Here is a 24642-nt window from a genome sequence, read left to right as displayed (position 1 = left end):
AAATAAAAGACCCGACGTACTGTTCAGTACGTCGGGTTTCGGTCAATCAGATGGGCGTCAGGCAACCTTCCTGCAAATGCAGGACGCGATCCATCTGGCGAGCCAGGTTCATGTCGTGAGTCACCACCAGGAACGCCGTGCGCATCGAGGTGCTGAGTTCCAGCATCAAATCCTGAATGCCCTGGGCGGTGTGGGAGTCGAGGTTGCCGGTCGGCTCGTCGAGCATCACCAGGCCCGGATTGTTCACCAGGGCGCGGGCAATGGCTACACGTTGACGCTCACCACCGGACAGTTCCGACGGTTTGTGCTCCAGACGATGGCCCAGCCCTACCCGCTCCAGCAATGCCGTCGCACGCTGACGTGCTTGCGGGATAGCCGTCTTGCCGATCAGCAGCGGCATGCAGACGTTTTCCAGCGCGGTGAACTCAGGCAGCAAGTGGTGGAACTGGTAAACGAAACCCAGCGACCGATTGCGCAGCAAACCGCGAGCCTTTTCGTTCAGCGCCGACAACTCTTCACCGGCCAGCCAGACGCTGCCCTTGGTTGGTGTATCGAGGCCGCCCAGCAGATTGAGCAAGGTACTTTTGCCCGAGCCCGAGGTCCCGACAATCGCCACGCGCTCACCCGGATGCAACTCCAGTTGCAGACCGGCCAGAACCTCTACCGATTCCGGGCCTTCCTCGTAGGATTTGCCCAGGTTGCGGCAGCTCAAGATTGCTTTATCACTCATGCCCAACTCACTCATAACGTAGCGCCTCCGCAGGCTGGGTGCGCGCGGCACGCCAGGCTGGATACAGGGTGGCGAGGAAACTCAGGACCAACGCGGCGGCGCAGACCATCAACACATCCTGGCTCTGCACTTGCGACGGCAGGTAATCGATGAAGTACACGTCGGCGTTCAGGAATTTGTGCCCGATCAGCCCTTCGAGGGCCGAGATCGCGGCGCTGACGTTCAGCGCGGCGAAGATCCCGACCACGGCGCCGATCAGCGTCCCGACCACACCAATGACGGTGCCCTGCACCATGAAGATCGCCATGATCGAACCCGGCGTGGCGCCAAGGGTGCGCAGAATCGCGATGTCGCCCTTCTTGTCGTTCACCACCATCACCAGCGTGGAAATGATATTGAACGCGGCAACGGCGACGATCAGCAGCAACAGCAAACCGATCATGGCTTTTTCCATGCGGATTGCCTGATACAGATTGCCGTGGGTGCGCGTCCAGTCGCGGGCATAGAAATGGTCTTCGCCGAGTTGCTGGGCGATGGTCCACGCCACGCGTGGCGCCTGGAACAGGTCGTCGAACTTCAGGCGGATGCCCTGGACCTGATCCGGTTTCCAGCGATGCAGCTTGGCCAGATCCTGCAGATTGGTGATGCCCAGATAGCCGTCCAGCTCACCGGCGCCGACATGGAAGATGCCGACCACGGTAAAGCGCTTCATGCGCGGGAACATCCCCGCCGGGGTCACGGTGACTTCCGGCGCCACAAACGTCAGTTTGTCGCCGATCGCCGCACCCAACTTGGCCGCGGCCTTGTCACCGATGACGATGCCGAAACTGCCCGGCGCCAGGTCATCGAGTTTGCCCTGCTGCATGAAGTTATCAATGATCGAGACCTGCCGTTCCAGCGCAGGGTCGATGGCATTGAGCAGGACTTTGGACACCTTGCCGTTGTTGGTCAGCAACCCCTGCATCTGGGTAAACGGCGCCACGGCCGTCACCTGCGGGTTCTGCTTGACCTTCGCGGCCAGGCTTTTCCAGTCGTTGATCGGTTCACCGGACTCGATGGTCGCGTGGGGCACCATGCCCAGCACGCGGGTGCGCATCTCATGATCGAAGCCGTTCATGACCGACAGCACCACGATCATCACGACCACGCCAAGGGCGAGTCCGATCATCGAGGTCAGGGAAATGAATGACACAAAATGATTGCGACGCTTTGCACGGGTATAACGCGTGCCAATAAATACGAAGAGAGGTCTGAACATGTCGGGGCTTGTTCGGAGGGAAAAGGAACGTCCTTGTGGCGGGGGTCGATAACCAGCTTTACACTCAGACCACCGCCGCTACCATGGGTTCGCCATGTCGACATTAGATGAAGAAGATCGCCGCGAATACTACCGTATCGAGGACACGATCGCACTGGAAATTCGGCCCCTGTCCGCTCCCGAAGCCGCAGGCCAGGAAGTGTTGCAGGATGCTTCCCCTCTGTTCAACTTGCTCAGCGAACTGCACCTGAGCGAATTCGAGTCACAGCACCTGCTGCGCCAGATCAGTGAGCGCGACCGGAATCTCGCGGCGTTCCTGAAATCCCAGAATAAACGCATCGATTTGCTGAGCCAGGTGATCGCAATCACCGTGCTCGGGCAGATCGGCGAGCCGCAGCCAGTGATCATTTCCGAAGGCGGGATCGACTTTCAGCATCCGACGTCCTTTGCCGAGGGCGCGCACCTGTCGGTCAAACTGGTGCTGATGCCGCAAGCCCTCGGCCTGTTGCTGCGGGCTCGCGTCACCCATTGCGATCGCAAAGGCGACGGCTACGACGTCGGCACCGAGTTCGAGTACCCGACCGATGCCCAGCGCCAATTGCTGGCCCGCTACATATTGCAGAAGCAGGCCCAGGAACGACGTCTGGCCCGCGAACAAAACGAATCAGGCATTTAATTTAAGGAAGAACCGTGACCCTCATCTACGGCCATCGCGGCGCCAAGGGCGAAGCACCGGAAAACACGCTGACCAGCTTTCAGCAATGCCTCAAGCACGGCGTGCGCCGCTGCGAACTGGACTTGCACCTGTCCATGGACGGCGAGTTGATGGTCATCCACGACCCGACGCTCAAGCGCACCACCGACCGTCGCGGCAAAGTCGTCGAGCACACGGCGGCCGAGCTGGTGACCTACGACGCGCGCACTGGCGGACCGGGCTGGATCAAACCGTGCCCGATTCCAACACTGGAAGAACTGTTCGAGAAATGCGATTTCGAGCACTGGCAGCTGGAAGTCAAAAGCGCTTCACGCACCCGCGCTGCGACTACGGTGCTGGCGATTCGCGAAATGGCTCAGCGTTTCGGCCTGCTCGACAAGGTCACGATCACCTCGAGTTCGCGGGAAGTATTGAAAGCTGCCCTGGACTTCGTGCCGGATGTGTCCCGCGGATTGGTGGCCGAGTACGCCTGGCTCGACCCGCTGAAGGTCGCGCAAAGCTATGGCTGTGAGATTCTGGCGCTGAACTGGACCCTGTGTACGCCGGAACGCCTGCAGAAGGCGCAGCGTCAAGGGCTGCATGTGTCGGTATGGACAGTCAACGAGCCCGCGCTAATGCGCAGACTCGCCGACTTCGGCGTTGACAGCCTGATTACAGACTTTCCCGGTTTGGCCAGCGCCACGCTCGAGAATTGCTGAAATCGGTCTCCCCGGCCGGCTCAGGCCACCGGCCGGAGCCACTCAAAAAAGCCGGTTGAGGCCATCGTACGCCGCTACCCGATAGGCTTCGGCCATGGTCGGGTAGTTGAACGTCGTGTTGACGAAGTACTTCAGCGTGTTCATTTCGCCCGGCTGGTTCATGATCGCCTGACCGATGTGAACGATCTCCGACGCCTGATAACCGAAGCAGTGAACGCCAAGCACTTCCAGGGTTTCGCGGTGGAACAGAATCTTCAGCATGCCCTGAGGCTCGCCGGCGATTTGTGCACGCGCCATGCCCTTGAAGAACGCCTTGCCCACTTCGTACGGCACCTTGGCCTGAGTCAGCTCCTGCTCGTTCTTGCCGATCGAGCTGATCTCCGGAATGGTGTAGATGCCGGTCGGCACGTCGTTGACGAAGCGCCAGCTATGGTTATCAACGATGCTGCCAGCGGCCGAACGACCCTGGTCGTGAGCAGCACTGGCCAGACTCGGCCAACCAATCACGTCACCGGCGCCGTAGATGTTCGGCTTGCAGGTACGGTAGGCCTCGTCGACTTCGATCTGGCCACGGCTGTTGACCTTCACTCCGATGTTTTCCAGGCCCAACTGATCGGTGTTGCCGGTACGACCGTTGCACCAGAGCAAGGCGTCGGCCTTGATCTTCTTGCCAGACTTGAGGTGCAGGATCACGCCGTTGTCCACGCCTTCGACGCGGTCGTAGTCTTCGTTGTGGCGAACCGTGATGTTGTTGTTGCTGAAGTGATAGCTCAAGGCCTGGGAAATTTCCGAGTCGAGGAAGCTCAGCAACTGACCGCGGTTATCCACCAGCTCAACCAACACACCCAGACCACTGAAGATCGAGGCGTACTCACAACCAATCACGCCGGCGCCGTAAACAATGAGTTTGCGCGGGGTGTGGCCGAGACTGAGGATGGTATCGCTATCGTAGATACGCGGGTGATGGAAATCGATGTCCGCCGGACGATAAGGGCGCGAGCCGGTGGCGATAATGATGTGCTTGGCGACAAGCTTCTCGACCACGCCGTTGGCGCAGACCACTTCAATGGTTTGCTCGTCAGCGAAGCTGCCGGTGCCGAAGAACACGTCGACGCGGTTACGGGCGTAGTAGCCGGTGCGCGATGCGACTTGTTTGGAGATGACTTTTTCAGCGCTTTTCAACACGTCCGGGAACGAGAACCAGCGTGGCTCACCAATGGCCCGGAACATCGGGTTGGTGTTGAACTGCATGATCTGCCGGACCGAGTGACGCAGTGCCTTGGACGGGATGGTGCCCAGGTGGGTGCAGTTGCCGCCGACCTGGCGACGGCTATCGACCATCGCCACCTTGCGCCCTGCTTTGGCGGCGTTCATTGCCGCGCCTTCTCCCGCCGGGCCGGAACCCAGCACCACCACGTCGTAGTTGTAGACAGCCATGCATACTCCTCAGAACAGGCCGCGGCGCCCTCGGCACCTGCGGCTAAATCACGCCGATCTGCGGCGTGAAGGAACAATTTGGGGCCAGTGCAGAACCCGGACACAGTCTATATAAGCGTCAACGCCGCGCACATTAACCCTTGGTCGCGTCGTAGGCTAGTTTTGCCTGCACTACAACGCCAGTCTTTGCTGCTTGAATCACCGTCGTCACTCGGTTTTTACGCCACTCAGGCGTTCAAAAGCCTGCGTGGTTCGTGTGACGAATCCTGTATCGGCACGAATCACAAAGAATGCACCGATGTCATGCGTTTGGGCATAGTCCCAACCCCTTTCGGGACCCAGAATCAGCAACAGCGTCGATAAGCCATCGGCCATCAACGCTGAAGGATGAATCACCGTGACTGACGCCAAGGTGTGTAAGACCGGCGCCCCGGTGCGGGCATCGAAGGTGTGGGAAAAACGCCGACCGCCCTGCTCGAAATAGTTACGGTAGTCACCGGAAGTGGAAACGCCATAGCCGTCGACGGCGATGATGCGCTCGGCCACTTGCTGGTCGTCGCGAGGCTCTTCCAGGGCGACGCGCCACGGTGAACCGTCGAGTTTCTTGCCGGCGGCCTTGAGTTCACCGGTGGCTTCGGCGAGGTAGTTGTGAATGCCCATTGCTTCGAGTTTTGCGGCAATCGTGTCGACTGCGTAGCCAGCGGCGATGCTGTTGAAGTCGACCTCGACCGCGGCGTCCTTGCACAGCTGATCGCCGTCGATGCGCAGGTGACTGTGACCGACGCGCTGCCGCACCTCGGCTAGCGCTTCGGCGCTCGGGACCTTTTCCTCACGCGCCTGCGGGCCGAATCCCCAGAGGTTGAGCAGCGGCTCCACCGTCAGGTCGTAGGAGCCTTCGCTTTGCGAAGACAGTTGCTCGCCGACGCGAACCAATTCGAGGATCGGCTCGGGCATTTTCTGACAATGATTGGCGGGCAGATCGTTGAAGCGCTCGATGTCCGAGTCGCTGCGATAGGTCGACATTTGCTGATCCACTTCGGCGAGGATCTTTTCTACTTCGGCCTGCACCGCTTTCGGCCCGGGCGTGGAGGAATGTCTTACGTATTGAATGGAATAACGACTGCCCATGGTCGGGCCGTCGAAGCGTTCCAGGCTGTCGCCGTTGCCACAACCGGACAAAATGCCGGCCAGCACCACAAGTCCACTCCACCGTCCAGTTAACAATTCTTCATCCCCCCTCAAAACCGCGCCCGCCATTATGGGCCTCAGAGCGCATGGGAGCGAGGTCTGCCAGTGCCCGTCAGCTTCAAACAAGATTTACCAGCGTGAGTACCTGAAAATGTCTTCCAATACGAGCAAAGGCAAAGCGATTTTTCGCGTTGTCAGCGGTAATTTCCTCGAGATGTTCGACTTTATGGTCTATGGCTTTTACGCCACGGCCATTGCCAAGACTTTCTTCCCTGCCGACAGTGCTTTCGCTTCCCTGATGCTGTCTTTGGCCACCTTCGGTGCCGGCTTCCTGATGCGCCCATTGGGGGCGATTTTCCTCGGTGCCTATATCGACCGTCACGGTCGGCGCAAAGGCCTGATCATCACCCTCGCAATGATGGCCGCCGGCACGGTCCTGATTGCCTGCGTGCCGGGTTACGCCACGCTGGGCGTTGCGGCGCCGCTGATCGTGCTGTTCGGTCGCCTGCTGCAAGGTTTCTCGGCCGGCGTGGAACTGGGCGGCGTGTCGGTCTACCTCGCCGAGATTTCCACCCCGGGCCGCAAAGGCTTCTTTGTCAGTTGGCAGTCCGCCAGTCAGCAAGCGGCGGTCGTATTCGCCGGCCTGCTCGGCGTGGGTTTGAACCACTGGCTCAGCCCGGAACAAATGGGTGATTGGGGCTGGCGTGTGCCGTTTCTGATCGGCTGCATGATCGTGCCGGTGATCTTCGTGATTCGACGCTCGCTGGAAGAAACCCCGGAATTCCAGGCGCGTAAGCACCGCCCTACCCTGCAAGACATCGTCCGCTCGATTGGTCAGAACTTCGGCATCGTCCTCGCCGGCATGGCGTTGGTGGTGGTGACCACGGTGTCGTTCTATCTGATCACCGCTTACACCCCGACCTTCGGCAAAGCCGAACTGCATTTGTCGGACCTGGACGCGCTGCTGGTGACGGTATGCATTGGTCTGTCGAACTTCTTCTGGCTGCCGGTCATGGGTGCTGTGTCCGACAGGATCGGACGCAAACCCTTGCTGCTGGCGGCGACAATTCTGGCGATCCTCACCGCCTACCCTGCCCTGTCATGGCTGGTAGCGAACCCGAGCTTCAGCCACTTGCTGATCGTCGAGTTGTGGCTGTCGTTCCTGTATGGCTCGTATAACGGCGCCATGGTCGTGGCCCTGACCGAGATAATGCCGGTGGAAGTTCGTACGACTGGATTCTCTTTGGCCTACAGCCTGGCGACAGCAACCTTCGGCGGGTTTACGCCGGCGGCGTGTACGTACCTGATTCATGTGCTGGACAACAAGGCTGCGCCAGGGATATGGCTCAGTGGAGCGGCGGTGTTGGGGTTAATCGCAACCCTCGTGTTGTTCCGTGGCAATCGGCATGAATTGCGGACTGCGCAAGCCGCTGTGGTCGGCGGAGCCTGATCGACCGCCATCGCGAGCAAGCTCGCTCCCACATTGATCGAGTTGTCCAGGCGGACGCGGTTAAATGTGGGAGTGAGCCTGCTCGCGATGAGGCCAATACAAACAACACACCTATAACTGACAAACCCCACAAACAAAAACGCCCCGACCAAAGTCGGGGCGTTTTCATGTGCGGCTAAGGCTTAGCGCGGGAACGCTGGCGGGTTTACACCAGCCATGTCTTCCATCACGCGGACTACCTGACAGCTGTAACCGAACTCGTTGTCGTACCAGACGTACAGAACAACGCGGTTGTCTTGAACGATGGTCGCTTCAGCATCCACAACGCCTGCGTGGCGCGAGCCAACGAAGTCGGTGGAAACCACTTCCTGCGAATTGACGTAGTCGATTTGCTTATGCAGATCGGAGTGCAGCGCCATGTAGCGCAGGTACTCGTTCATCTCTTCACGGGTGGCGGCTTTCTCAAGGTTCAGGTTGAGAATGGCCATCGACACGTTCGGCGTCGGAACACGGATCGCGTTACCGGTCAGCTTGCCGGCCAGCTCAGGCAGCGCCTTCGCAGCAGCGGTGGCAGCACCAGTCTCGGTGATTACCATGTTCAGCGCGGCGCTACGGCCACGGCGATCACCCTTGTGGAAGTTGTCGATCAGGTTCTGGTCGTTGGTGTACGAGTGAACAGTTTCGACGTGACCGTTGATGATGCCGAACTTGTCATTCACAGCTTTCAGCACCGGCACGATGGCGTTGGTGGTGCAGGAAGCGGCGGACACGATCTTGTCATCAGCAGTGATTTCACCGTGGTTGATACCGTGAACGATGTTCTTCAGCTTGCCTTTACCAGGCGCGGTCAGAACAACGCGGTCGATACCCGGGCAGGCCAGGTGCTGGCCCAAGCCGTCGGCATCACGCCATACACCGGTGTTGTCCACCAGCAGCGCATTTTTGATGCCGTACTGGGTGTAGTCCACTTCAGTCGGGTTCTTCGCGTAGATAACCTGGATCAGGTTGCCGTTGGCGGTGATGGTGTTGTTGGCTTCATCAATGGTGATGGTGCCATTGAACGAACCGTGCACCGAGTCGCGACGCAGCAGGCTGGCACGCTTGACCAGATCGTTCTCGGCGCCCTTGCGGACAACGATGGCGCGCAGACGCAGGCCGTCGCCACCACCGGTTTTCTCGATCAGGATGCGCGCCAGCAGACGACCGATACGGCCGAAGCCATACAGGACAACGTCGGTGCCGGTACGGCCGGAACCATTCTGCTTGCCGACCACATCGGCCAGTTCGTCACGGACGAACGCTTCGGCGGTACGGCCATTGCCTTCAGCCTTGAATTTGACTGCCAGCTTGCCCAGGTCTACCGAAGCAGCGCCGAGCTTGAGCTCGCTCATTGCCTTGAGCAGCGGGAATGTTTCGTGGACGGACAATTCGCTGTCATCGGACTGGCGATGGCGAGCAAAGCGGTGAGCTTTGAGAATCGCGATGACAGACTGGTTGATCAGACTGCGGCCATAGATCGAGCTCACCACGTTGTTATTGCGGTAGAGCTGACCGATAAGCGGAATCATCGCTTCTGCGAGTGCTTCACGGTCGATCCATTCACCAAGACACTGGTCGGGCTTCTGAGTCACGGGAACCTTCCACATGTAGGGGCAGAAAAAAGGGGCTACATTATGCCGCCGAGTGCCTCTCGTAGCAATGCGCGCCTGTCGCGCGGTCAGTAACAAAATCCGCTTCAAAAAAATGACGCACGGCTCAAGCCCAATAAAACCGTGGCCTGCAGCGCAGTCATTTTTTGGGAGACACCGCTGTCTTGTCTGTAACCCTCCGTAACACTCAGTCGTTTTGCCACTACATATTCAGTCTTTTTTACTAAAAAACGAGCCGATTTTGTCTTTACCACTACATTTCGCCCAACCTGCGTAATAGACACATCTGCAACTGACAGGCGGCACCCGGGACCGCTACAATTACCGACTTTGTCGCAACGCTTGGAGCTCAACCTTCCGTGCCCGTTCTGCGTCTACCGCTTCTCCCTGCCGCGGCAGGTAAACAGCACTGGGGCAACCTGCCCGGTGCCGCCCTGAGCCTGGCCATTGCCGAGGCCGCCAGCGCTGCCAAGCGCTTCACCCTGCTACTGACCGCCGACAGCCAAAGTGCCGAACGGCTGGAACAGGAGCTGAGTTTCTTCGCCCCGGATTTGCCGGTGCTGCATTTCCCGGACTGGGAAACCCTGCCCTACGATCTGTTTTCGCCGCACCAGGACATTATTTCCCAGCGGATCTCCGCGTTGTATCGATTGCCGGAGCTGAGTCATGGCGTTCTGGTCGTGCCGATCACGACGGCCCTGCATCGCCTGGCACCGACCAAATTCCTGCTCGGCAGCAGCCTGGTGCTGGACATCGGCCAGAAGCTCGATGTCGAGCAAATGCGCACGCGGCTTGAGGCCAGCGGCTATCGCTACGTCGATACCGTCTACGAGCATGGCGAATTCACCGTGCGCGGCTCGTTGATCGACCTGTTCCCGATGGGCAGCAAACTGCCTTTCCGAATTGACCTGTTCGACGACGAAATCGAGACCCTTCGCACCTTCGATCCGGAAAACCAGCGCTCCATCGACAAGGTTGAAACGGTTCGCCTCCTGCCAGCGAGAGAGTTTCCGCTGCAAAAGGATGCGGTCACCCGCTTCAAGGCGCGCTTCCGTGAGCGTTTCGATGTGGATTTTCGTCGCTGCCCGATCTTTCAGGATTTGAGCAGCGGGATTACACCGGCCGGCATCGAGTACTACCTGCCGCTGTTCTTCGATGAAACCTCCACGCTGTTCGATTACCTGCCGCAGGACACGCAAGTGTTTTCCCTGCCCGGCATCGAGCAGGCGGCGGAAAACTTCTGGAACGACGTGCGCAATCGCTATGAAGAGCGTCGCGTCGATCCGGCCCGTCCTTTATTACCGCCGGCTGAACTGTTCCTGCCAGTGGAGGATTGCTTCGCTCGGTTGAAGAACTGGCCGCGCGTGGTCGCCAGTCAACAGGACGTGGAAACCGGCGTCGGTCGCGAGCGCTTCCCCGCTCGGGAGCTGCCAAACCTGGCCATCGAAGCCAAAGCCACCCAACCGTTGGCGGCGCTGGCGGGTTTCCTCGACGAGTTTCCCGGTCGCGTGCTGTTTACCGCCGAGTCCGCGGGCCGTCGAGAAGTGTTGCTGGAATTGCTGGAACGCCTGAAGCTGCGACCGAAAACCGTCGACAGCTGGCCGGACTTTGTCGCAAGCAAAGAGCGTCTGGCGATCACCATCGCGCCGCTCGACGAAGGATTGGTACTCGACGATCCGGCCTTGGCCCTGGTCGCCGAAAGCCCGCTGTTCGGTCAGCGCGTGATGCAGCGCCGTCGTCGCGAGAAACGCGCCGACGCCAACAACGATGCAGTGATCAAAAACCTCACCGAGCTGCGCGAAGGCGCGCCGGTGGTGCACATCGATCACGGTGTCGGTCGCTATCTCGGGCTGACAATTCTGGAAATAGATAGTCAGGCCGCCGAATTCCTGACCCTCGAATACGCCGAAAACGCCAAGCTTTACGTGCCGGTGGCCAACCTGCATTTGATCGCCCGTTATACCGGCAGCGACGATGCCCTGGCCCCACTGCACCGTCTCGGCTCCGAGACCTGGCAGAAAGCCAAACGCAAAGCCGCCGAACAGGTGCGCGACGTGGCCGCCGAGTTGCTCGACATCTATGCCCGCCGCGCCGCTCGCGAAGGTTATGCGTTCGCCGACCCGAAAGCCGATTACGCAACCTTCAGCGCGGGCTTCCCGTTCGAAGAAACCCCGGACCAGCAAACCACCATCGAAGCCGTACGCGCCGACATGCTCGCGCCGAAACCGATGGACCGTCTGGTCTGCGGCGACGTCGGTTTCGGCAAGACCGAAGTGGCGATGCGTGCAGCGTTCATCGCGGTGCATGGCGGTCGTCAGGTAGCAATTCTGGTGCCGACCACCCTGCTCGCCCAGCAGCATTACAACAGCTTCCGCGACCGCTTCGCCGACTGGCCGGTGAGCGTGGAAGTGATGAGTCGCTTTAAGTCGACCAAGGAAGTCAACGCCGCGGTCGCGGACTTGGCCGAAGGCAAGATCGACATCGTCATCGGCACGCACAAGCTGCTGCAGGACGACGTCAAAATCAAAAACCTGGGGCTGGTGATCATCGACGAAGAGCACCGTTTCGGTGTCCGTCAGAAGGAACAGCTCAAGGCCCTGCGCAGTGAAGTCGACATCCTCACCCTGACCGCCACGCCGATTCCGCGCACGCTGAACATGGCGGTCTCCGGCATGCGCGACCTGTCGATCATCGCCACGCCGCCGGCCCGTCGCCTGTCGGTACGGACGTTCGTCATGGAGCAGAACAAGAGCACGGTCAAAGAGGCCTTGCTCCGTGAGCTGTTGCGTGGCGGTCAGGTCTACTACCTGCACAACGACGTGAAGACCATCGAGAAATGCGCCGCCGACCTCGCCGAACTGGTGCCGGAAGCACGGATCGGCATCGGCCACGGGCAGATGCGCGAACGCGATCTCGAACAAGTGATGAGCGACTTCTACCACAAGCGCTTCAACGTGCTGATCGCCTCGACCATCATCGAGACCGGCATTGACGTGCCGAGCGCCAACACCATTATCATCGAGCGCGCCGACAAGTTCGGCCTGGCGCAGTTGCACCAGTTGCGCGGCCGTGTCGGTCGCAGCCACCACCAGGCGTATGCTTACCTGCTGACACCGCCTCGTCAGCAAATCACGCCTGACGCGGAAAAGCGGCTCGAAGCAATCGCCAATACACAGGACCTCGGCGCGGGCTTCGTGCTTGCCACCAACGACCTGGAAATCCGTGGCGCCGGCGAATTGCTCGGCGACGGGCAGAGCGGGCAGATCCAGGCCGTCGGCTTTACGCTGTACATGGAGATGCTTGAGCGTGCGGTGAAGTCGATCCGCAAGGGCGAACAACCGAACCTCGATCAACCGCTCGGCGGTGGTCCGGAAGTCAATCTGCGAGTACCGGCGTTGATTCCCGAGGACTACCTACCGGACGTGCATGCCCGACTGATTCTCTACAAACGCATCGCCTCGGCCGCCGACGAGGAAGGTCTCAAGGACTTGCAGGTGGAGATGATCGATCGTTTCGGCCTGCTGCCGGAACCGACCAAGAACCTGATGCGCATCACCGCGCTGAAATTGCAGGCCGAGCTACTGGGCATCAAGAAAGTCGACGGCGGCCCGCAAGGTGGCCGAATCGAATTCGCGACGCAAACACCGGTCGACCCGCTGACGCTGATCAAACTGATCCAGAGCCAGCCCAAACGCTACAAATTCGAAGGCGCCACGATGTTTAAATTCCAGGTGCCGATGGAGCGCCCGGAAGAGCGCTTTAATACTGTAGAGGCGCTGTTTGAGCACCTCATTCCGAAAACTGCTTGAAGGACGCCGCATGCGCCTGTTTCGCTTACTGACCTCGTTGACAATGTTATTAACAGCGTTGGTCACTCCTACGGCATTTGCCGATGACTTGTATCAGATAGAAATGATTCTGGTCCGCCAAAACGCCGTGCCCGCTATCGTCAGCCGCGCCGCGCCGGAAGACTGGGCGGCTGGAGCTCAGCCCGTCAGCCCCGACAGCCTGCGCACACCGAGCCTCAATGCTGAAGTGGAAAAACTCACCGCCAGCAATGAATACACGGTGTTGCTGCACAAGGCCTGGCAACAGAACCTTGGCGACGAAGCCAGCAAAGTTGCGATCAGCGAGGGCAAAGAACAGTTCGGCCAGTTCCCGATCGAGGGCACGCTGAGCATGAAACTGGGACGCTTCACCGACGTCGACGCCGACTTCTGGGTCAACCAGATTGACGCCAACGGCATGGTGACCGCCAGCGAACGCATGAAACAGGAAAGCCACACCAAGAACGGCCAGCTGAACTTCCTCGACAACGGCCATCTCGGCCTGCTGATCAAGATCACCTCGCTGACTTCCCCTGCGCCTCGGCCAGTCCCCGATGAAATTCCGGACTGATTGAAGTCCTTATGCCCCCGACCCTGAGCAAACCCCTGGCACCTTCCTGGGTCAGCCGATTCAAGGAACAGAGCCTGGAGCGTGGCCGCCGCTACGCTTTGGAGAACCGCGTCAGGATTGTCGAGGCTGGCGACGCCACGATCATTGCCGCCTGCGAGGGCTCTGGCGGTAACGTTTACCGTCAGACCATTCGCCTGCGCGAGTCAGCCAAAGCCACGTTGCTGATGATTGACGCCACCTGCACCTGCCCGGTCCACAGCAACTGCAAACACTGCGCAGCGGTGCTATTGAAAGTGCAGGAAACCCTGGCCTACCCAGCCGCCGCGCAAGACGCCGAGCTACTCGAGAAACTTCAAGCCGTACTGGAAAACCGTAGCCCGAAGGCGCCGCAAGTGCTGGTGGATAACGTGCAACCGGTGCCGCGCTTGTGGCTGGCGAGCATCGAGTTCAGCGCCTTCGAACCGCGCAACGGCAAGATGCAGCGTTATATTCAGCATCGCGCCGCGTTGTCATTCGGCTATCTGGATGAATACGTTTCCGGGCAGAAGAACGCCGACATCCTGATTCGTCAGGAAACGCAAACGTTACGGATAAAACGCCACCCGGAAGTCGAACAGACCTACAGGGAACAGCTACGAATCCTCGGTTTCAAAGTTGCCACCCGGCAAAGCAAGGCTTTGCCGGAAAGCGCCGGCGAACTGTTCGAGATGGTCAACGACAGTGCCTGGCTGACCTTCACCCTCAATGAACTGCCGAAGCTGCGCACTCAGGGCTGGGAGTTGCAGATCGACGAAGACTTCGGTTTCGACCTGACTGCCGTGGACGATTGGTACGCCACCGTCGAACAGGCACCGGAGCGAGACTGGTTCGATCTGGAATTGGGAATCATCGTCAATGGCGAGCGGCTGAGTCTGCTGCCGATCCTGTTGAACCTGATGCGTTCTCACACCGAGATCCTCAACCCGGAACGCCTCGCCCGACGTCGCGACGACGAGTTGATCCTGGTGAACATTCCCAATCGCCCGAACTCCGAGTACGGCCCGCTGCAAGTCGCCCTGCCCTTCGGCCGATTGAAACCGGTACTGGCGACCCTCGGCGAGTTCTACCTGCAAGGACCCGGCGAAACGACGCTGCGCCTGAGCAAGGCCGATGCCACGCGCCTGAATCCGCTGGAAGACCTGCCGTTGCTTTGGGAGGGCGGCGAGCAAATTCGCACCTTTGCCCAGCGGCTGCGGGACATCAAGGACTTCACCGCGACCGCACCGGAAGGCTTGAACGCGACCTTGCGCCCCTATCAGCTGGAAGGCTTGAGCTGGATGCAGTCGTTGCGACAATTGGAAGTCGGCGGGATTCTCGCGGACGACATGGGTCTGGGCAAAACCCTACAAACCCTGGCGCACATTCTCAGTGAGAAGAACGCCGGACGCCTCGATCGGCCGTGCATGGTGGTGATGCCCACCAGCCTGATCCCCAACTGGCTGGATGAAGCGGCGCACTTCACACCGCAACTCAAAGTGTTGGCACTGTACGGTGCCAGCCGCAAAAAGCATTTCGACACGCTGGCCGATTACGACCTGATCCTGACCACCTATGCGCTGCTGCCCAAGGACGTCGAACGTCTCTCCGCGCAGCCTTTGCACGTACTGGTTCTGGACGAGGCGCAGTACATCAAGAACCCCAACAGCAAGGCCGCTCACGCTGCCCGCGAGTTGAATGCCCGTCAACGTCTATGCCTGAGCGGCACACCGCTGGAAAACCACCTGGGTGAACTGTGGTCGCTGTTTCACTTCCTGCTGCCCGGCTGGCTGGGTGATGTAAAAAGCTTCAATCGCGATTACCGCGTGCCAATCGAAAAGCGCGCCAGCGAAGTACGACTTCAGCACCTCAACGGCCGGATAAAACCGTTCCTGCTGCGTCGAACCAAGGAACAAGTGGCGACCGAGCTGCCGCCGAAAACCGAAATCATCCATTGGGTCGAGCTCAACGAAGCCCAGCGCGACGTATACGAAACGATGCGCTTGGCGATGGACAAGAAGGTCCGCGACGAGATCACTCGCAAGGGCGTGGCGCGCAGCCAGATCATCATTCTTGAGGCGCTGCTGAAGCTGCGTCAGGTCTGCTGCGATTTGCGCCTGGTCAACGATGCCACCCTGCCCACTCGTGGCAGCACGTCGGGCAAGCTCGACAGCCTGATGGAAATGCTTGAGGAATTGTTCGATGAAGGCCGGCGGATTCTGTTGTTCTCGCAGTTCACTTCGATGCTGTCGTTGATTGAAGACGAGCTGAAAAAGCGCGGAGTCGATTATGCGCTGCTGACCGGGCAGACCCGCGACCGACGCGCCCCGGTAAAAGACTTCCAGAGCGGCAAGCGTCAGATCTTTCTGATCAGTCTGAAGGCAGGTGGCGTCGGCCTGAACCTGACCGAAGCCGACACGGTGATTCACTACGATCCGTGGTGGAATCCGGCGACGGAAAATCAGGCGACTGATCGGGCGTATCGCATTGGTCAGGAGAAACCGGTGTTCGTCTACAAGATGATTGCCAGGGGCACGGTGGAAGAGAAGATTCAGCATCTGCAGAAGGAAAAATCCGACTTGGCGGCAGGCGTGCTGGATGGGCGCAAGACCGGGGACTGGAAGTTGCAGAGTGATGATATTGAAGCGTTGTTTGCGCCGCTGCCGGACAAGTTGGAAAAGCGCTGAGATAGTCGGCGCCCCCGATGGGGTCGCCACTGCAGTCACGCTTTGTCAGGACCTGGGATCAGGCAACGGCGCAAACAGCGCTTCAATGTCGCTCTGCTCAAGCTTCCACCCCCCAGTCGTCCCACCTTCAAGTACAGCCCCGGCCAACGCCGCCTTCTCCTGTTGCAGAGCCTGTATTTTCTCCTCCACCGTGCCCCGGGCAATCATCTTGTAAACGAACACCGGCTTGTCCTGACCGATCCTGTAAGCACGATCGGTGGCCTGATTTTCAACAGCAGGATTCCACCACGGATCGAAGTGAATCACCGTGTCGGCCGCGGTCAGATTAAGCCCCGTGCCACCCGCCTTCAGACTGATCAGGAACAACGGTACCTTGCCGCTCTGGAAGTCTTTGACTGGTGTGCGCCGATCGGTCGTTTCACCAGTCAATAACGCATAGCCAACACCACGATGCAGCAATTCTTCCTCAATCAATGCAAGCATCGAAGTGAACTGCGAAAACAGCAAAATCTTGCGTCCTTCACTGAGTAACTCCTCCAGCATCTCCATCAAGCCGATCAACTTGCCGCTGCCCGCACGAAGCGCTTTCGCCGTCAGAGACATTTTGACCAGCCGCAGATCGCAGCACACCTGACGCAACTTCAGCAAAGCGTCGAGGATGATGATCTGGCTACGCGCAACGCCGCTGCGGGCAATTTCGTCACGCACCTTCTTGTCCATCGCCACGCGCACGGTTTCATAAACATCCTGCTGCCCATCGCTGAGTTCGATCCAATGCACGATCTCGGTTTTTAACGGCAACTCGGTGGCGACCTGTTCTTTCTTGCGGCGTAGCAGAAAGGGTTTTATCCGGGCTGTCAGGTGCTGCATCCGTTCGCTATTGCCGTGTTTTTCGATCGGGGTGCGGTAGTCGCGATTGAAGGTTTTACTGTCGCCAAGCCAGCCGGGTAACAGGAAGTGAAACAGTGACCATAGCTCGCCGAGGTGATTTTCCAACGGCGTGCCGGACAGGCACAAACGCTGCCGAGCCTCCAGATCACGGGCAGCCTGAGCGGCTTTGCTGAGCGGATTTTTGATGTTCTGCGCTTCATCGAGAATCAGAACGCTCCAGACCTGCGGCTGCAAAACCGCAAGATCACGCGGCAACAACGCATACGTGGTCAGCACCAAATCGTATTCGGCAAGGTTGACGAAGTCCTTTTGCCGAGTGGCGCCATGCAGCGCCAAGACTTTCAGCTGCGGGGTGAAGCGTGCAGCTTCGTCGAGCCAATTAGGAATGAGGCTGGTCGGCATCACCGCGAGAGCCGGAAGATCGAGTCGGCCGGCCTGCTTCTCCACTAACAAATGAGCCAGTGTTTGCAGGGTCTTGCCCAGACCCATGTCGTCGCCAAGGATACCGCCGACCTCAAGCTCACGAAGGGTCTGCATCCAGTTCAGACCTTCATGCTGATAAGGCCGCAATGTGGCATTGAGACCTTCCGGAACAGCAACGCGCCTATGAGTCGACTCACGCAGGCGTTTGGCGAAACTGCGCAAACGCTCTCCGCCCTGCCACACCAGCGGCAACCCCTCCAACTCACTCAATCGCGCTGCATCCGGGGCGCTCAAGCGTAACGAGGCACTGTTGCTCACCCCCAAATACAACTCGCCGAGCGTTGCCATTAATGGCTTGATCCGCCTCAGGGACAGCGCAATTTTTATGCCTGGCTTGGCACCCAATTGCCCACTATTGAGATCGATCAGCACGTGATCGTCGTCGTCACGCATGGCCAGCTCTGCCGGGTTCAACAGTTGCGGCTGTCTACGCAACAATTGCAGCAGGATGGGTAACAAACTGTGGCGCTCGCCATTGACCACGATACCCAACTGCAGATCGAACCACTCGCGCCCCGGAGGCTCCTCGACATCGGCATACCATTCATCTATGGGCTGCAAATTGAAATGAAAGCCCTCGTTGATACGGATCTGCCAATTTGCCTCTTTGAGCGCCGGGACCCCGGATTGCACAAAAGCCAGCCAAGCCGAGTCGTCCGGCAAATCGAACATTTCGCCTGCACTATCGGGTAATGCATCACTTTTACGGGTGGCCTTTTTGAAGCCATGTTTCAGCAAGGCTTGGCGCAAGGCTTTTTCAGCCACTGGTTTGCGTTGAATGCGCTGGGTTTCGGTGCCGGACAGCATCAGTATTTCTGAGGATTTTTTGTCCGCCGCCATATGGCCGTTGTAGGTAAACGCCAATGCCGCACGATGCTCGGGTTCGTACTTCCAGCTCCTGTAACGGTTGGTGCTTGCAAGCGTCAGGAAGGCTTGGGGTTCGACGTCATCGACGATCCGCTCGGTCAATGCATGCGGTGGAGGCACGACTCGAGTTGCAGCACTCATCCGATGGCTGAACTGCATCGCCTGACGTGCGGGAATGTCAGGGACCAACGACAAATGGCAGGCCAGTTTTTCGTCCAGCTCGCTTAGCAGCGGCCCTACTTCCATCCGTTCGCGATCCAGGTAGTACAAAGGCTCCAGCGCAAGAAACGTTTCTTCAGGCGCTTCCTCACTACGCCATTGAGGACGGAAGCTGCCGCTGGCTTGCTCGGTCCAGGCAAACTGCGCAGACCTGCTTTTTCCAGGTACCAGCGGTTGCAGTTGTTCGAGGTCGAGATACAGGCGTGAGGTTTTCAATGCCAATTGAAGAACTTCGGCACCAGTGCTGCCTTGAAGAGGATAGCCGCTGTAAAACGAATGTTGGGAGTGGACGGCGACCAGCAATCTTGCGATTCGCAGATCAAGTTCCAACAGATAGCCAGGCTCTCGCATCAGTGCGTCTGACGGCGAGTACACCGATTTGATGTCCTGCAGGCGGCCATCCTTGAGCTGACGAGCCTTGTAAATTTCCAGCAACCACTTGCCTGCAGTGGACGTTGCTTTGAGTTTGTAGACCCAGCACGTGCCGGTGCCCTGCGCAGCTCCTTCGCGCTCCGGAGCGTCGAGAGGAATATCATTGAGCCAGCGCTCCAACTCGCGATTCATTTGGACTGAGGCAGTGCTTTTGAACGAGTCCACGGGGAGTTCTTGCAGGTTAAAAAGCACGGTTGCGCAGTGTTTGCAATTGAACACCACTGGACACGAACAAGAGCAAACCAGCTCAAAATCACCATTAGCGTCTTCAATGAGTTCAATGGCTTGTTCGTAGATATTTCCTTGGGAACCTTTGCAGATTGCAAGAACGAGAGCGTCCTCGATTTCGCGGATTTGTACCCGGTTTTCTACAGCGTATCTGCGAGCCTTATCCAGAGCGCGATGACTGAACTTTTCCGCCCACGGCAGCTCATGAAGTTGTTCAATAATTGCCAGCATAAATCTACGCTTCTGAAAGTGACTGTAGTTTGCCGGAATCAAGACTCAGCCTTTAAGCACCCGAGCCAACGTCGACTTCACCTTGCCCATCCCGTCATGTAACGCTTGCTCGATCTCGGCCATCGTAATCACTGCCGTCGACTTGCCCGCTGCCGGGTTTACTACCAGCGCCAGACAGGCGTAATCCAGTTCCAGCTCACGAGCCAATGCCGCTTCCGGCATTCCGGTCATGCCGACGATGTCGCATCCGTCGCGCTCCAGTCTCGCGATTTCAGCGACAGTTTCCAGCCGTGGCCCCTGGGTGCAGGCGTACACACCTTGACTGGCAAAACCAACGCCTTCAGCCGCCAATGCCGCGATTAGCTGCTGACGCAGGGCTTCGCTGTAGGGATAGCTGAAATCGATGTGGGTAACTTGTTCGAGATTATCGGCGAAATAGGTGTGTTCGCGACCACTGGTGTAGTCGATCAATTGATCCGGGACACAGAAATATCCGGCGTCCATCACGGCATGAATCCCACCCACGGCGTTGACCGCGAGAATCGCTTCGGCGCCAGCCTGTTTCAGCGCCCAGAGGTTGGCGCGGTAGTTCACCTGATGCGGCGGGAAACGGTGAGGATGACCGTGGCGCGCAAGAAACAGCACTTCCTTGCCGGCGTACTCGCCGATCTGCACTTCAGCCGAAGGCGCGCCGTACGGCGTGTCCACCGCCAGTGACTGACGAATGCTCAGGCCTTCGAGTTGAGTCAGGCCGGTGCCGCCGATAATCGCGTAAACCGTCATAACGAAAAGTCCTCAATCAATCAGTTGAGCATCTTTGAGCGCGCCCACGGCTGTCAGCCAGCGCGGGTCTTGACGGTATTCAGTGCTGGCGTACGACTGGCCACGCATCCGCGCAATGCGCTCGGACGGCTTGACCTTCAGACGCTGGGCGGCGCTCAGGGCCAACTCAGCGGCCGCGCGATCGTTACACACCAAGCCCATGTCGCAACCGGCAGTCAGCGCCGCCTCAATACGGCTGGCAGCATCGCCGACTACATGGGCGCCGGCCATGGACAGGTCATCGCTGAAGATCACGCCGTCGAATTGCAGTTCGCCACGCAGGATGTCCTGCAACCAGCGGCGGGAGAAGCCGGCAGGCTGGGCATCGACTTGTGGATAGATAACGTGGGCCGGCATGACCGCAGCCAATTGCTTGCTCAGTCGGGAGAACGGCACCAGGTCATTGGCGCGGATTTCGTCGAGACTGCGCTCATCAACAGGGATCGCAACGTGGGAATCGGCCTCGGCCCAGCCATGACCGGGAAAGTGCTTGCCAGTGGCAGCCATGCCGGCGCTGTTCATGCCGCGAATGAAGGCTCCCGCCAGCAACGCTGCACGCTCGGGATCACCTTCAAATGAACGGGTGCCGACCACGGCACTGCGCTGGAAGTCGAGGTCCAGCACCGGAGCGAAACTCAGGTCGAGGCCGACGGCCAGCACTTCAGTCGCCATGATCCAGCCGCACTGCTCGGCCAGGTACTCGGCATTCGGGTTGTCAGCGATGGCGCGCATGGCCGGCAGTCGTACAAAGCCCTGACGCAAACGCTGAACCCGGCCGCCTTCCTGGTCGACTGCCAACAGCAGATCGGGGCGAATGGCGCGGATTGAGGCGCTCAACTCGCGCACCTGGCGGGGGTGTTCGATGTTGCGGGCGAAAATGATCAGGCCACCCACTTCGGGTTGGCGCAACAATTGGCGATCTTCAGCCGTCAGCCAGGTACCGGTGACGTCCACCATCAACGAGCCTTGCAGGCCAGCAGTCATAGAGATTCCTTGATAACGATAAACACGACTCGCACGAAATCGCCGCCATGGGCAATGCCCGGCAGGTCGGCGATACAAATGGGGAGCGGGTTCAGAACGAGAGTCGGCATGGGCGGCTAGCTTAGCGGATGTCAGCTGCCGCGCCCACCCGTGCGCGGTTAAACCTTGGCGGCAACCGGGGTTGATTTGCTGCGCGGACGCAACTGCGCGGTGGCCATGGCTGCGTCGGTCACACCGGTTTCGGCGCGCATGCCCGCTGCCAGGAACGGCACCATCAGACGCATGACTTGCTCAATGGAGGTGTTGACGCCAAAGTCGGTCTCAGCAATGGCACGCAGGGCCTTGATACCGGACATGCTGAACGCGGCGGCGCCGAGCATGAAGTGCACGCGCCAGAACAGCTCAATCGGCGGAATACGCGGTGCAGCTTCGTTGACCAACATCATGTAGCGGCGGAATACCTTGCCGTACATGTCTTCCAGATAACGCCGCAAGTGCCCTTGGCTCTGACTGAAAGCCAGACCCAGCAACCGCATGAAAATCGACAGATCGTTGCCGCTGCGTGGTTGCACCACCAAGGCTTGTTCGACGAGGATTTCCAGCAACTCTTCAAGCGTCGGCTTGTTCTCCGGCTTGGCTTGACGCCGCTCCAGCTCTTTATCAAGGCTTAAGCAGAACGGCCCGAGAAAGCGCGAGAAAACCGCCTGGATCAGCGCCTTCTTCGAACCGAAGTGATAGTTCACCGCCGCCAGATTGACACCGGCCTTGCTGGTGATCAGACGCAATGAGGTTTCAGCAAAACCTTTTTCCGCGAACAATTGCTCGGCAGCATCAAGAATGCGTTCAACGGTTTCCGACTGGGCCATGGCTACTCCGCCTGACAAACACTTGTTTGAAACATACGTTTCAGCCCAGGCCTTGTCAAGCCTGACGGTTCGTTTTGGGAATGGTCAGTCAGCTATTTAACCATACAACTCGCAAGCGTGAATCAGCAGGCTTATCGACCGTCTGGCGGCCGGCAAAAAAAGGGGCATTGCCAAGACAGTTTCACTGTATATAATCCCAGTCACTGTATAAAAAGACAGAGCGATCAATATGCTAAAGCTGACGCCACGCCAAGCAGAGATTCTGGCCTTCATCAAACGCTGCCTCGAAGACAACGGCTACCCACCCACCCGCGCGGAAATCGCTCAGGAACTGGGTTTCAAGTCGCCCAATGCGGCGGAAGAACACCTTAAGGCGCTGGCCCGAAAGGGTGCGATCGAGATGACGCCTGGCGCTTCCCGTGGCATCCGCATTCCCGGCTTCGAAGCCAAGGCCGACGAATCCACCCTGCCGATCATTGGCCGAGTGGCTGCCGGTGCTCCGATCCTCGCCCAACAGCACATCGAAGAGTCCTGCAACATCAACCCGTCATTCTTCCATCCTCGCGCCGACTATCTACTGCGGGTTCATGGCATGAGCATGAAAGACGTGGGCATTTTCGATGGCGACCTGTTGGCAGTGCATACCACCCGCGAAGCCCGCAACGGCCAGATTGTAGTGGCGCGGATCGGCGACGAAGTGACCGTCAAGCGCTTCAAGCGAGATGGCAGCAAAGTCTGGTTGATTGCCGAGAACCCTGAATTCGCCCCTATCGAAGTGAACCTGAAAGATCAGGAACTGGTGATCGAAGGCTTGAGTGTCGGCGTCATTCGCCGCTAAAGGAGGCTTTATGCAGTTCCCACACACATCACAGCAAGCCCAACTGCCGTTGTTCGAGGCTTTCATGGTGCAGCCATTGGCGCCGATCCTGAAAGACGTGGTCGAGTCCCCCTGGAGCGCCGAGCCCGAAGTCTTCAGTGAGCTGTCGCTGCGTGGTGCAGCCGGAAACTGCCTGAACCTTCTTGCGCCGATACTCAGGGAACTGAGTCAGGACCAGGACGCGCGCTGGCTGACGCTGATTGCTCCGCCCGCCAGCCTGACCCAGGCCTGGTTGCGGGACGCCGGCCTTAACCGCGAACGCATCCTGCTGCTGCAACCGCGCGGCGCTCAGAGCGCTCAGCAGTTGACCTGCGAGGCCTTGCGCCTGGGCCGTAGCCACACGGTGGTCAGCTGGCTCAACCCATTGAGCACAACTTCACGACAACAGTTGATCAGCGCCGCCCGGATAGGGGACGCACAAAGCCTGAATATTCGATTGGGTTAACTGACAAACAAAGCGCGCGTTGAACAGCGCGGGGCCCCTCCAAGGATAGAGAAGCCAACCTGGAGCGATATCGGCAAAAAACCGACGGGCGGGATCAATGAAGAACCCGAGCCCCCTCGTCCGTATTGAAATCGCCTTCAACCAAGCGTCCGGCCATCTGAACGCCGACGCTCAACATCGCCTTGGCGACTTCCACGTGCTGGCCCTGCAGGAACGCTTTGGCATCCTTGGAGAAATCCAAAGTAACCAGAGAACCCTCGTCCTCAGCCCTGCGCAGCTCAATACGGCCGTCTGGTAACTCGACAATTTCTAGAAAGGACGTTGGCATAAAGGTCTGTTCTCCACGAAAGGCGGGGATTATATAGGCATCGGTCAGGCTTCGCTCGGGATCTTGACCAGATGCCTTTACAAAGAGAAAGGTTCGACAGTTCTCATCCCTGAACGGACAACCCACCGGGCCATCCATTGTTCAGCTCAATCCTTCAGCACTCGTTCAGGCCTTCGCGAAACCGAATCGCCAGCCCCTTGAGGTTCTGACGCCAGCTCTCCAGCTCTTCCCGGCTCAGCTCTTGAGGAGCCTCTTCTTCATCCAGGTTAACGGCCAGGATCAGCGGCTGCGTCACGTCACCCTTAGGCTTGTGCGGCGCCCGTGGCGGCTGAAACAGTGCAGCATGGGCTGCCAGCAGTTTGGCCAGCCAGGTTTCCGAATTACTGGCCAACTCGACCATCTCGGCCATTTCCGGAATCGCGATGGCTTCAAGCACTTCGCGAGTCAGCAGCAACTCGGCCCGAGGCGCATTGGCCTGAGGCAAGCGATAGAAACCGGCGATTTCATGGCACAGCCCCAGCAACGCACCATACAGGTGAAACAGGGCCGACTCGCGTCCGGCCTGGATCAGCGCCAGGGAGTTCATCGCCCGCCCCTCTTCGGCTCTGGCGAGCGCTTCCAGCGACAGGCCGGCGAAGTAAATCTTCTGGTTGGTACGGGTATAGAGTTCGTGGGCCATGACGGCAGCCTCCACAACGAAATAATTGCTTCACGCAGGTCAGACAGTGTCGTGGATCACCCGAG

General features: G+C 58.9%; 19 protein-coding genes. 8 read left to right on the top strand and 11 right to left on the bottom strand.

The window, feature by feature from the left end; translation table 11 throughout:
• Positions 1-46 precede the first annotated feature (46 nt).
• Both lolD and ACMXYJ_RS11520 read right to left on the bottom strand, forming a co-directional pair.
• Positions 47-730, bottom strand: a complete 684-nt coding sequence (lolD, locus tag ACMXYJ_RS11525) for a lipoprotein-releasing ABC transporter ATP-binding protein LolD (RefSeq protein WP_415759907.1) — start codon at positions 728-730, stop codon at positions 47-49.
• A 7-nt stretch (positions 731-737) separates the two neighbouring features.
• Positions 738-1988 carry a lipoprotein-releasing ABC transporter permease subunit gene (locus ACMXYJ_RS11520; RefSeq protein ID WP_415759906.1) on the bottom strand — a complete coding sequence of 417 codons (1251 nt, stop codon included), beginning with the start codon at positions 1986-1988 and terminating at the stop codon, positions 738-740.
• 94 nt (positions 1989-2082) lie between these two features.
• Between ACMXYJ_RS11520 and ACMXYJ_RS11515 the strand changes: the two genes are divergently transcribed.
• Together ACMXYJ_RS11515 and ACMXYJ_RS11510 are read left to right on the top strand one after the other, a co-directional pair.
• Positions 2083-2664 (top strand): PilZ domain-containing protein, encoded by a 582-nt coding sequence (locus ACMXYJ_RS11515; RefSeq protein ID WP_415759905.1) that lies wholly within the window; start codon positions 2083-2085, stop codon positions 2662-2664.
• Positions 2665-2678: 14 nt separating this feature from the next.
• Positions 2679-3401 carry a glycerophosphodiester phosphodiesterase gene (locus ACMXYJ_RS11510; protein WP_056744312.1) on the top strand — a complete coding sequence of 241 codons (723 nt, stop codon included), beginning with the start codon at positions 2679-2681 and terminating at the stop codon, positions 3399-3401.
• A gap of 42 nt (positions 3402-3443) precedes the next feature.
• On the opposite strand, the gene sthA is transcribed toward ACMXYJ_RS11510, so the two are convergent.
• Both sthA and ACMXYJ_RS11500 read right to left on the bottom strand, forming a co-directional pair.
• Positions 3444-4838 carry a Si-specific NAD(P)(+) transhydrogenase gene (gene sthA, locus ACMXYJ_RS11505; protein WP_415759904.1) on the bottom strand — a complete coding sequence of 465 codons (1395 nt, stop codon included), beginning with the start codon at positions 4836-4838 and terminating at the stop codon, positions 3444-3446.
• A gap of 207 nt (positions 4839-5045) precedes the next feature.
• The gene (locus ACMXYJ_RS11500) at positions 5046-6032 is read right to left on the bottom strand and encodes an FAD:protein FMN transferase (RefSeq protein ID WP_415759903.1); all 987 of its coding nucleotides are present in this window, start codon (positions 6030-6032) and stop codon (positions 5046-5048) included.
• Positions 6033-6177: 145 nt separating this feature from the next.
• Here ACMXYJ_RS11500 and ACMXYJ_RS11495 point away from each other — a divergent pair, with 145 nt between their 5' ends.
• Complete coding sequence (locus ACMXYJ_RS11495; RefSeq protein ID WP_415759902.1) at positions 6178-7476, top strand: MFS transporter; 1299 nt, start codon at positions 6178-6180, stop codon at positions 7474-7476.
• Positions 7477-7658: 182 nt separating this feature from the next.
• Here ACMXYJ_RS11495 and ACMXYJ_RS11490 read toward each other — a convergent pair whose 3' ends face one another.
• On the bottom strand, positions 7659-9122 hold the full coding sequence (locus ACMXYJ_RS11490) for a glyceraldehyde-3-phosphate dehydrogenase (RefSeq protein WP_095052060.1): 1464 nt from the start codon (positions 9120-9122) through the stop codon (positions 7659-7661).
• A 362-nt stretch (positions 9123-9484) separates the two neighbouring features.
• On the opposite strand from ACMXYJ_RS11490, the gene mfd reads away from it, so the two are divergent.
• The 3 genes from mfd to ACMXYJ_RS11475 are packed head-to-tail and all read left to right on the top strand — an operon-like array spanning position 9485 to position 16225.
• A complete protein-coding gene (gene mfd, locus ACMXYJ_RS11485; RefSeq protein ID WP_415759901.1) occupies positions 9485-12934 on the top strand; it encodes a transcription-repair coupling factor in 3450 nt (1149 codons plus the stop codon).
• Positions 12935-12944: 10 nt separating this feature from the next.
• Positions 12945-13523 carry a CsiV family protein gene (locus tag ACMXYJ_RS11480; RefSeq protein WP_415759899.1) on the top strand — a complete coding sequence of 193 codons (579 nt, stop codon included), beginning with the start codon at positions 12945-12947 and terminating at the stop codon, positions 13521-13523.
• Between the two features lie 11 nt (positions 13524-13534).
• Positions 13535-16225, top strand: coding sequence for a DEAD/DEAH box helicase (locus ACMXYJ_RS11475; RefSeq protein ID WP_415759898.1), 2691 nt, complete (start codon positions 13535-13537; stop codon positions 16223-16225).
• 45 nt (positions 16226-16270) lie between these two features.
• Here the strand turns inward: ACMXYJ_RS11475 and ACMXYJ_RS11470 are convergent, their stop codons facing one another.
• From ACMXYJ_RS11470 to ACMXYJ_RS11455, 4 genes are all read right to left on the bottom strand, one after another.
• Positions 16271-19576 (bottom strand): SNF2-related protein, encoded by a 3306-nt coding sequence (locus ACMXYJ_RS11470; RefSeq protein ID WP_415759897.1) that lies wholly within the window; start codon positions 19574-19576, stop codon positions 16271-16273.
• Between the two features lie 45 nt (positions 19577-19621).
• Entirely contained in the window at positions 19622-20359 is a 738-nt protein-coding gene (locus tag ACMXYJ_RS11465; RefSeq protein ID WP_415759896.1) for an S-methyl-5'-thioinosine phosphorylase, read from the bottom strand.
• A 12-nt stretch (positions 20360-20371) separates the two neighbouring features.
• A complete protein-coding gene (nagZ, locus tag ACMXYJ_RS11460; protein WP_415760713.1) occupies positions 20372-21370 on the bottom strand; it encodes a beta-N-acetylhexosaminidase in 999 nt (332 codons plus the stop codon).
• Between the two features lie 170 nt (positions 21371-21540).
• A complete protein-coding gene (locus tag ACMXYJ_RS11455) occupies positions 21541-22248 on the bottom strand; it encodes a TetR/AcrR family transcriptional regulator (RefSeq protein WP_033061916.1) in 708 nt (235 codons plus the stop codon).
• Positions 22249-22477: 229 nt separating this feature from the next.
• On the opposite strand from ACMXYJ_RS11455, the gene lexA reads away from it, so the two are divergent.
• Entirely contained in the window at positions 22478-23086 is a 609-nt protein-coding gene (lexA, locus tag ACMXYJ_RS11450; RefSeq protein ID WP_007933171.1) for a transcriptional repressor LexA, read from the top strand.
• Between the two features lie 10 nt (positions 23087-23096).
• Positions 23097-23570, top strand: coding sequence for an SOS-induced cell division inhibitor SulA (gene sulA, locus ACMXYJ_RS11445; RefSeq protein WP_415759895.1), 474 nt, complete (start codon positions 23097-23099; stop codon positions 23568-23570).
• A 94-nt stretch (positions 23571-23664) separates the two neighbouring features.
• Here sulA and ACMXYJ_RS11440 read toward each other — a convergent pair whose 3' ends face one another.
• Together ACMXYJ_RS11440 and ACMXYJ_RS11435 are read right to left on the bottom strand one after the other, a co-directional pair.
• Positions 23665-23898 (bottom strand): hypothetical protein, encoded by a 234-nt coding sequence (locus ACMXYJ_RS11440; RefSeq protein ID WP_415760712.1) that lies wholly within the window; start codon positions 23896-23898, stop codon positions 23665-23667.
• A 154-nt stretch (positions 23899-24052) separates the two neighbouring features.
• Positions 24053-24577, bottom strand: coding sequence for a DUF6586 family protein (locus tag ACMXYJ_RS11435; protein ID WP_415759894.1), 525 nt, complete (start codon positions 24575-24577; stop codon positions 24053-24055).
• Positions 24578-24642: the final 65 nt, after the last annotated feature.

The sequence above is a fragment of the Pseudomonas arabinosi genome (assembly GCF_047758675.1).
GTDB lineage: Bacteria > Pseudomonadota > Gammaproteobacteria > Pseudomonadales > Pseudomonadaceae > Aquipseudomonas > Aquipseudomonas arabinosi.
Note: the sequence above shows the minus strand (reverse complement) of the source record. Positions and strands in the feature narration are given on the sequence as shown.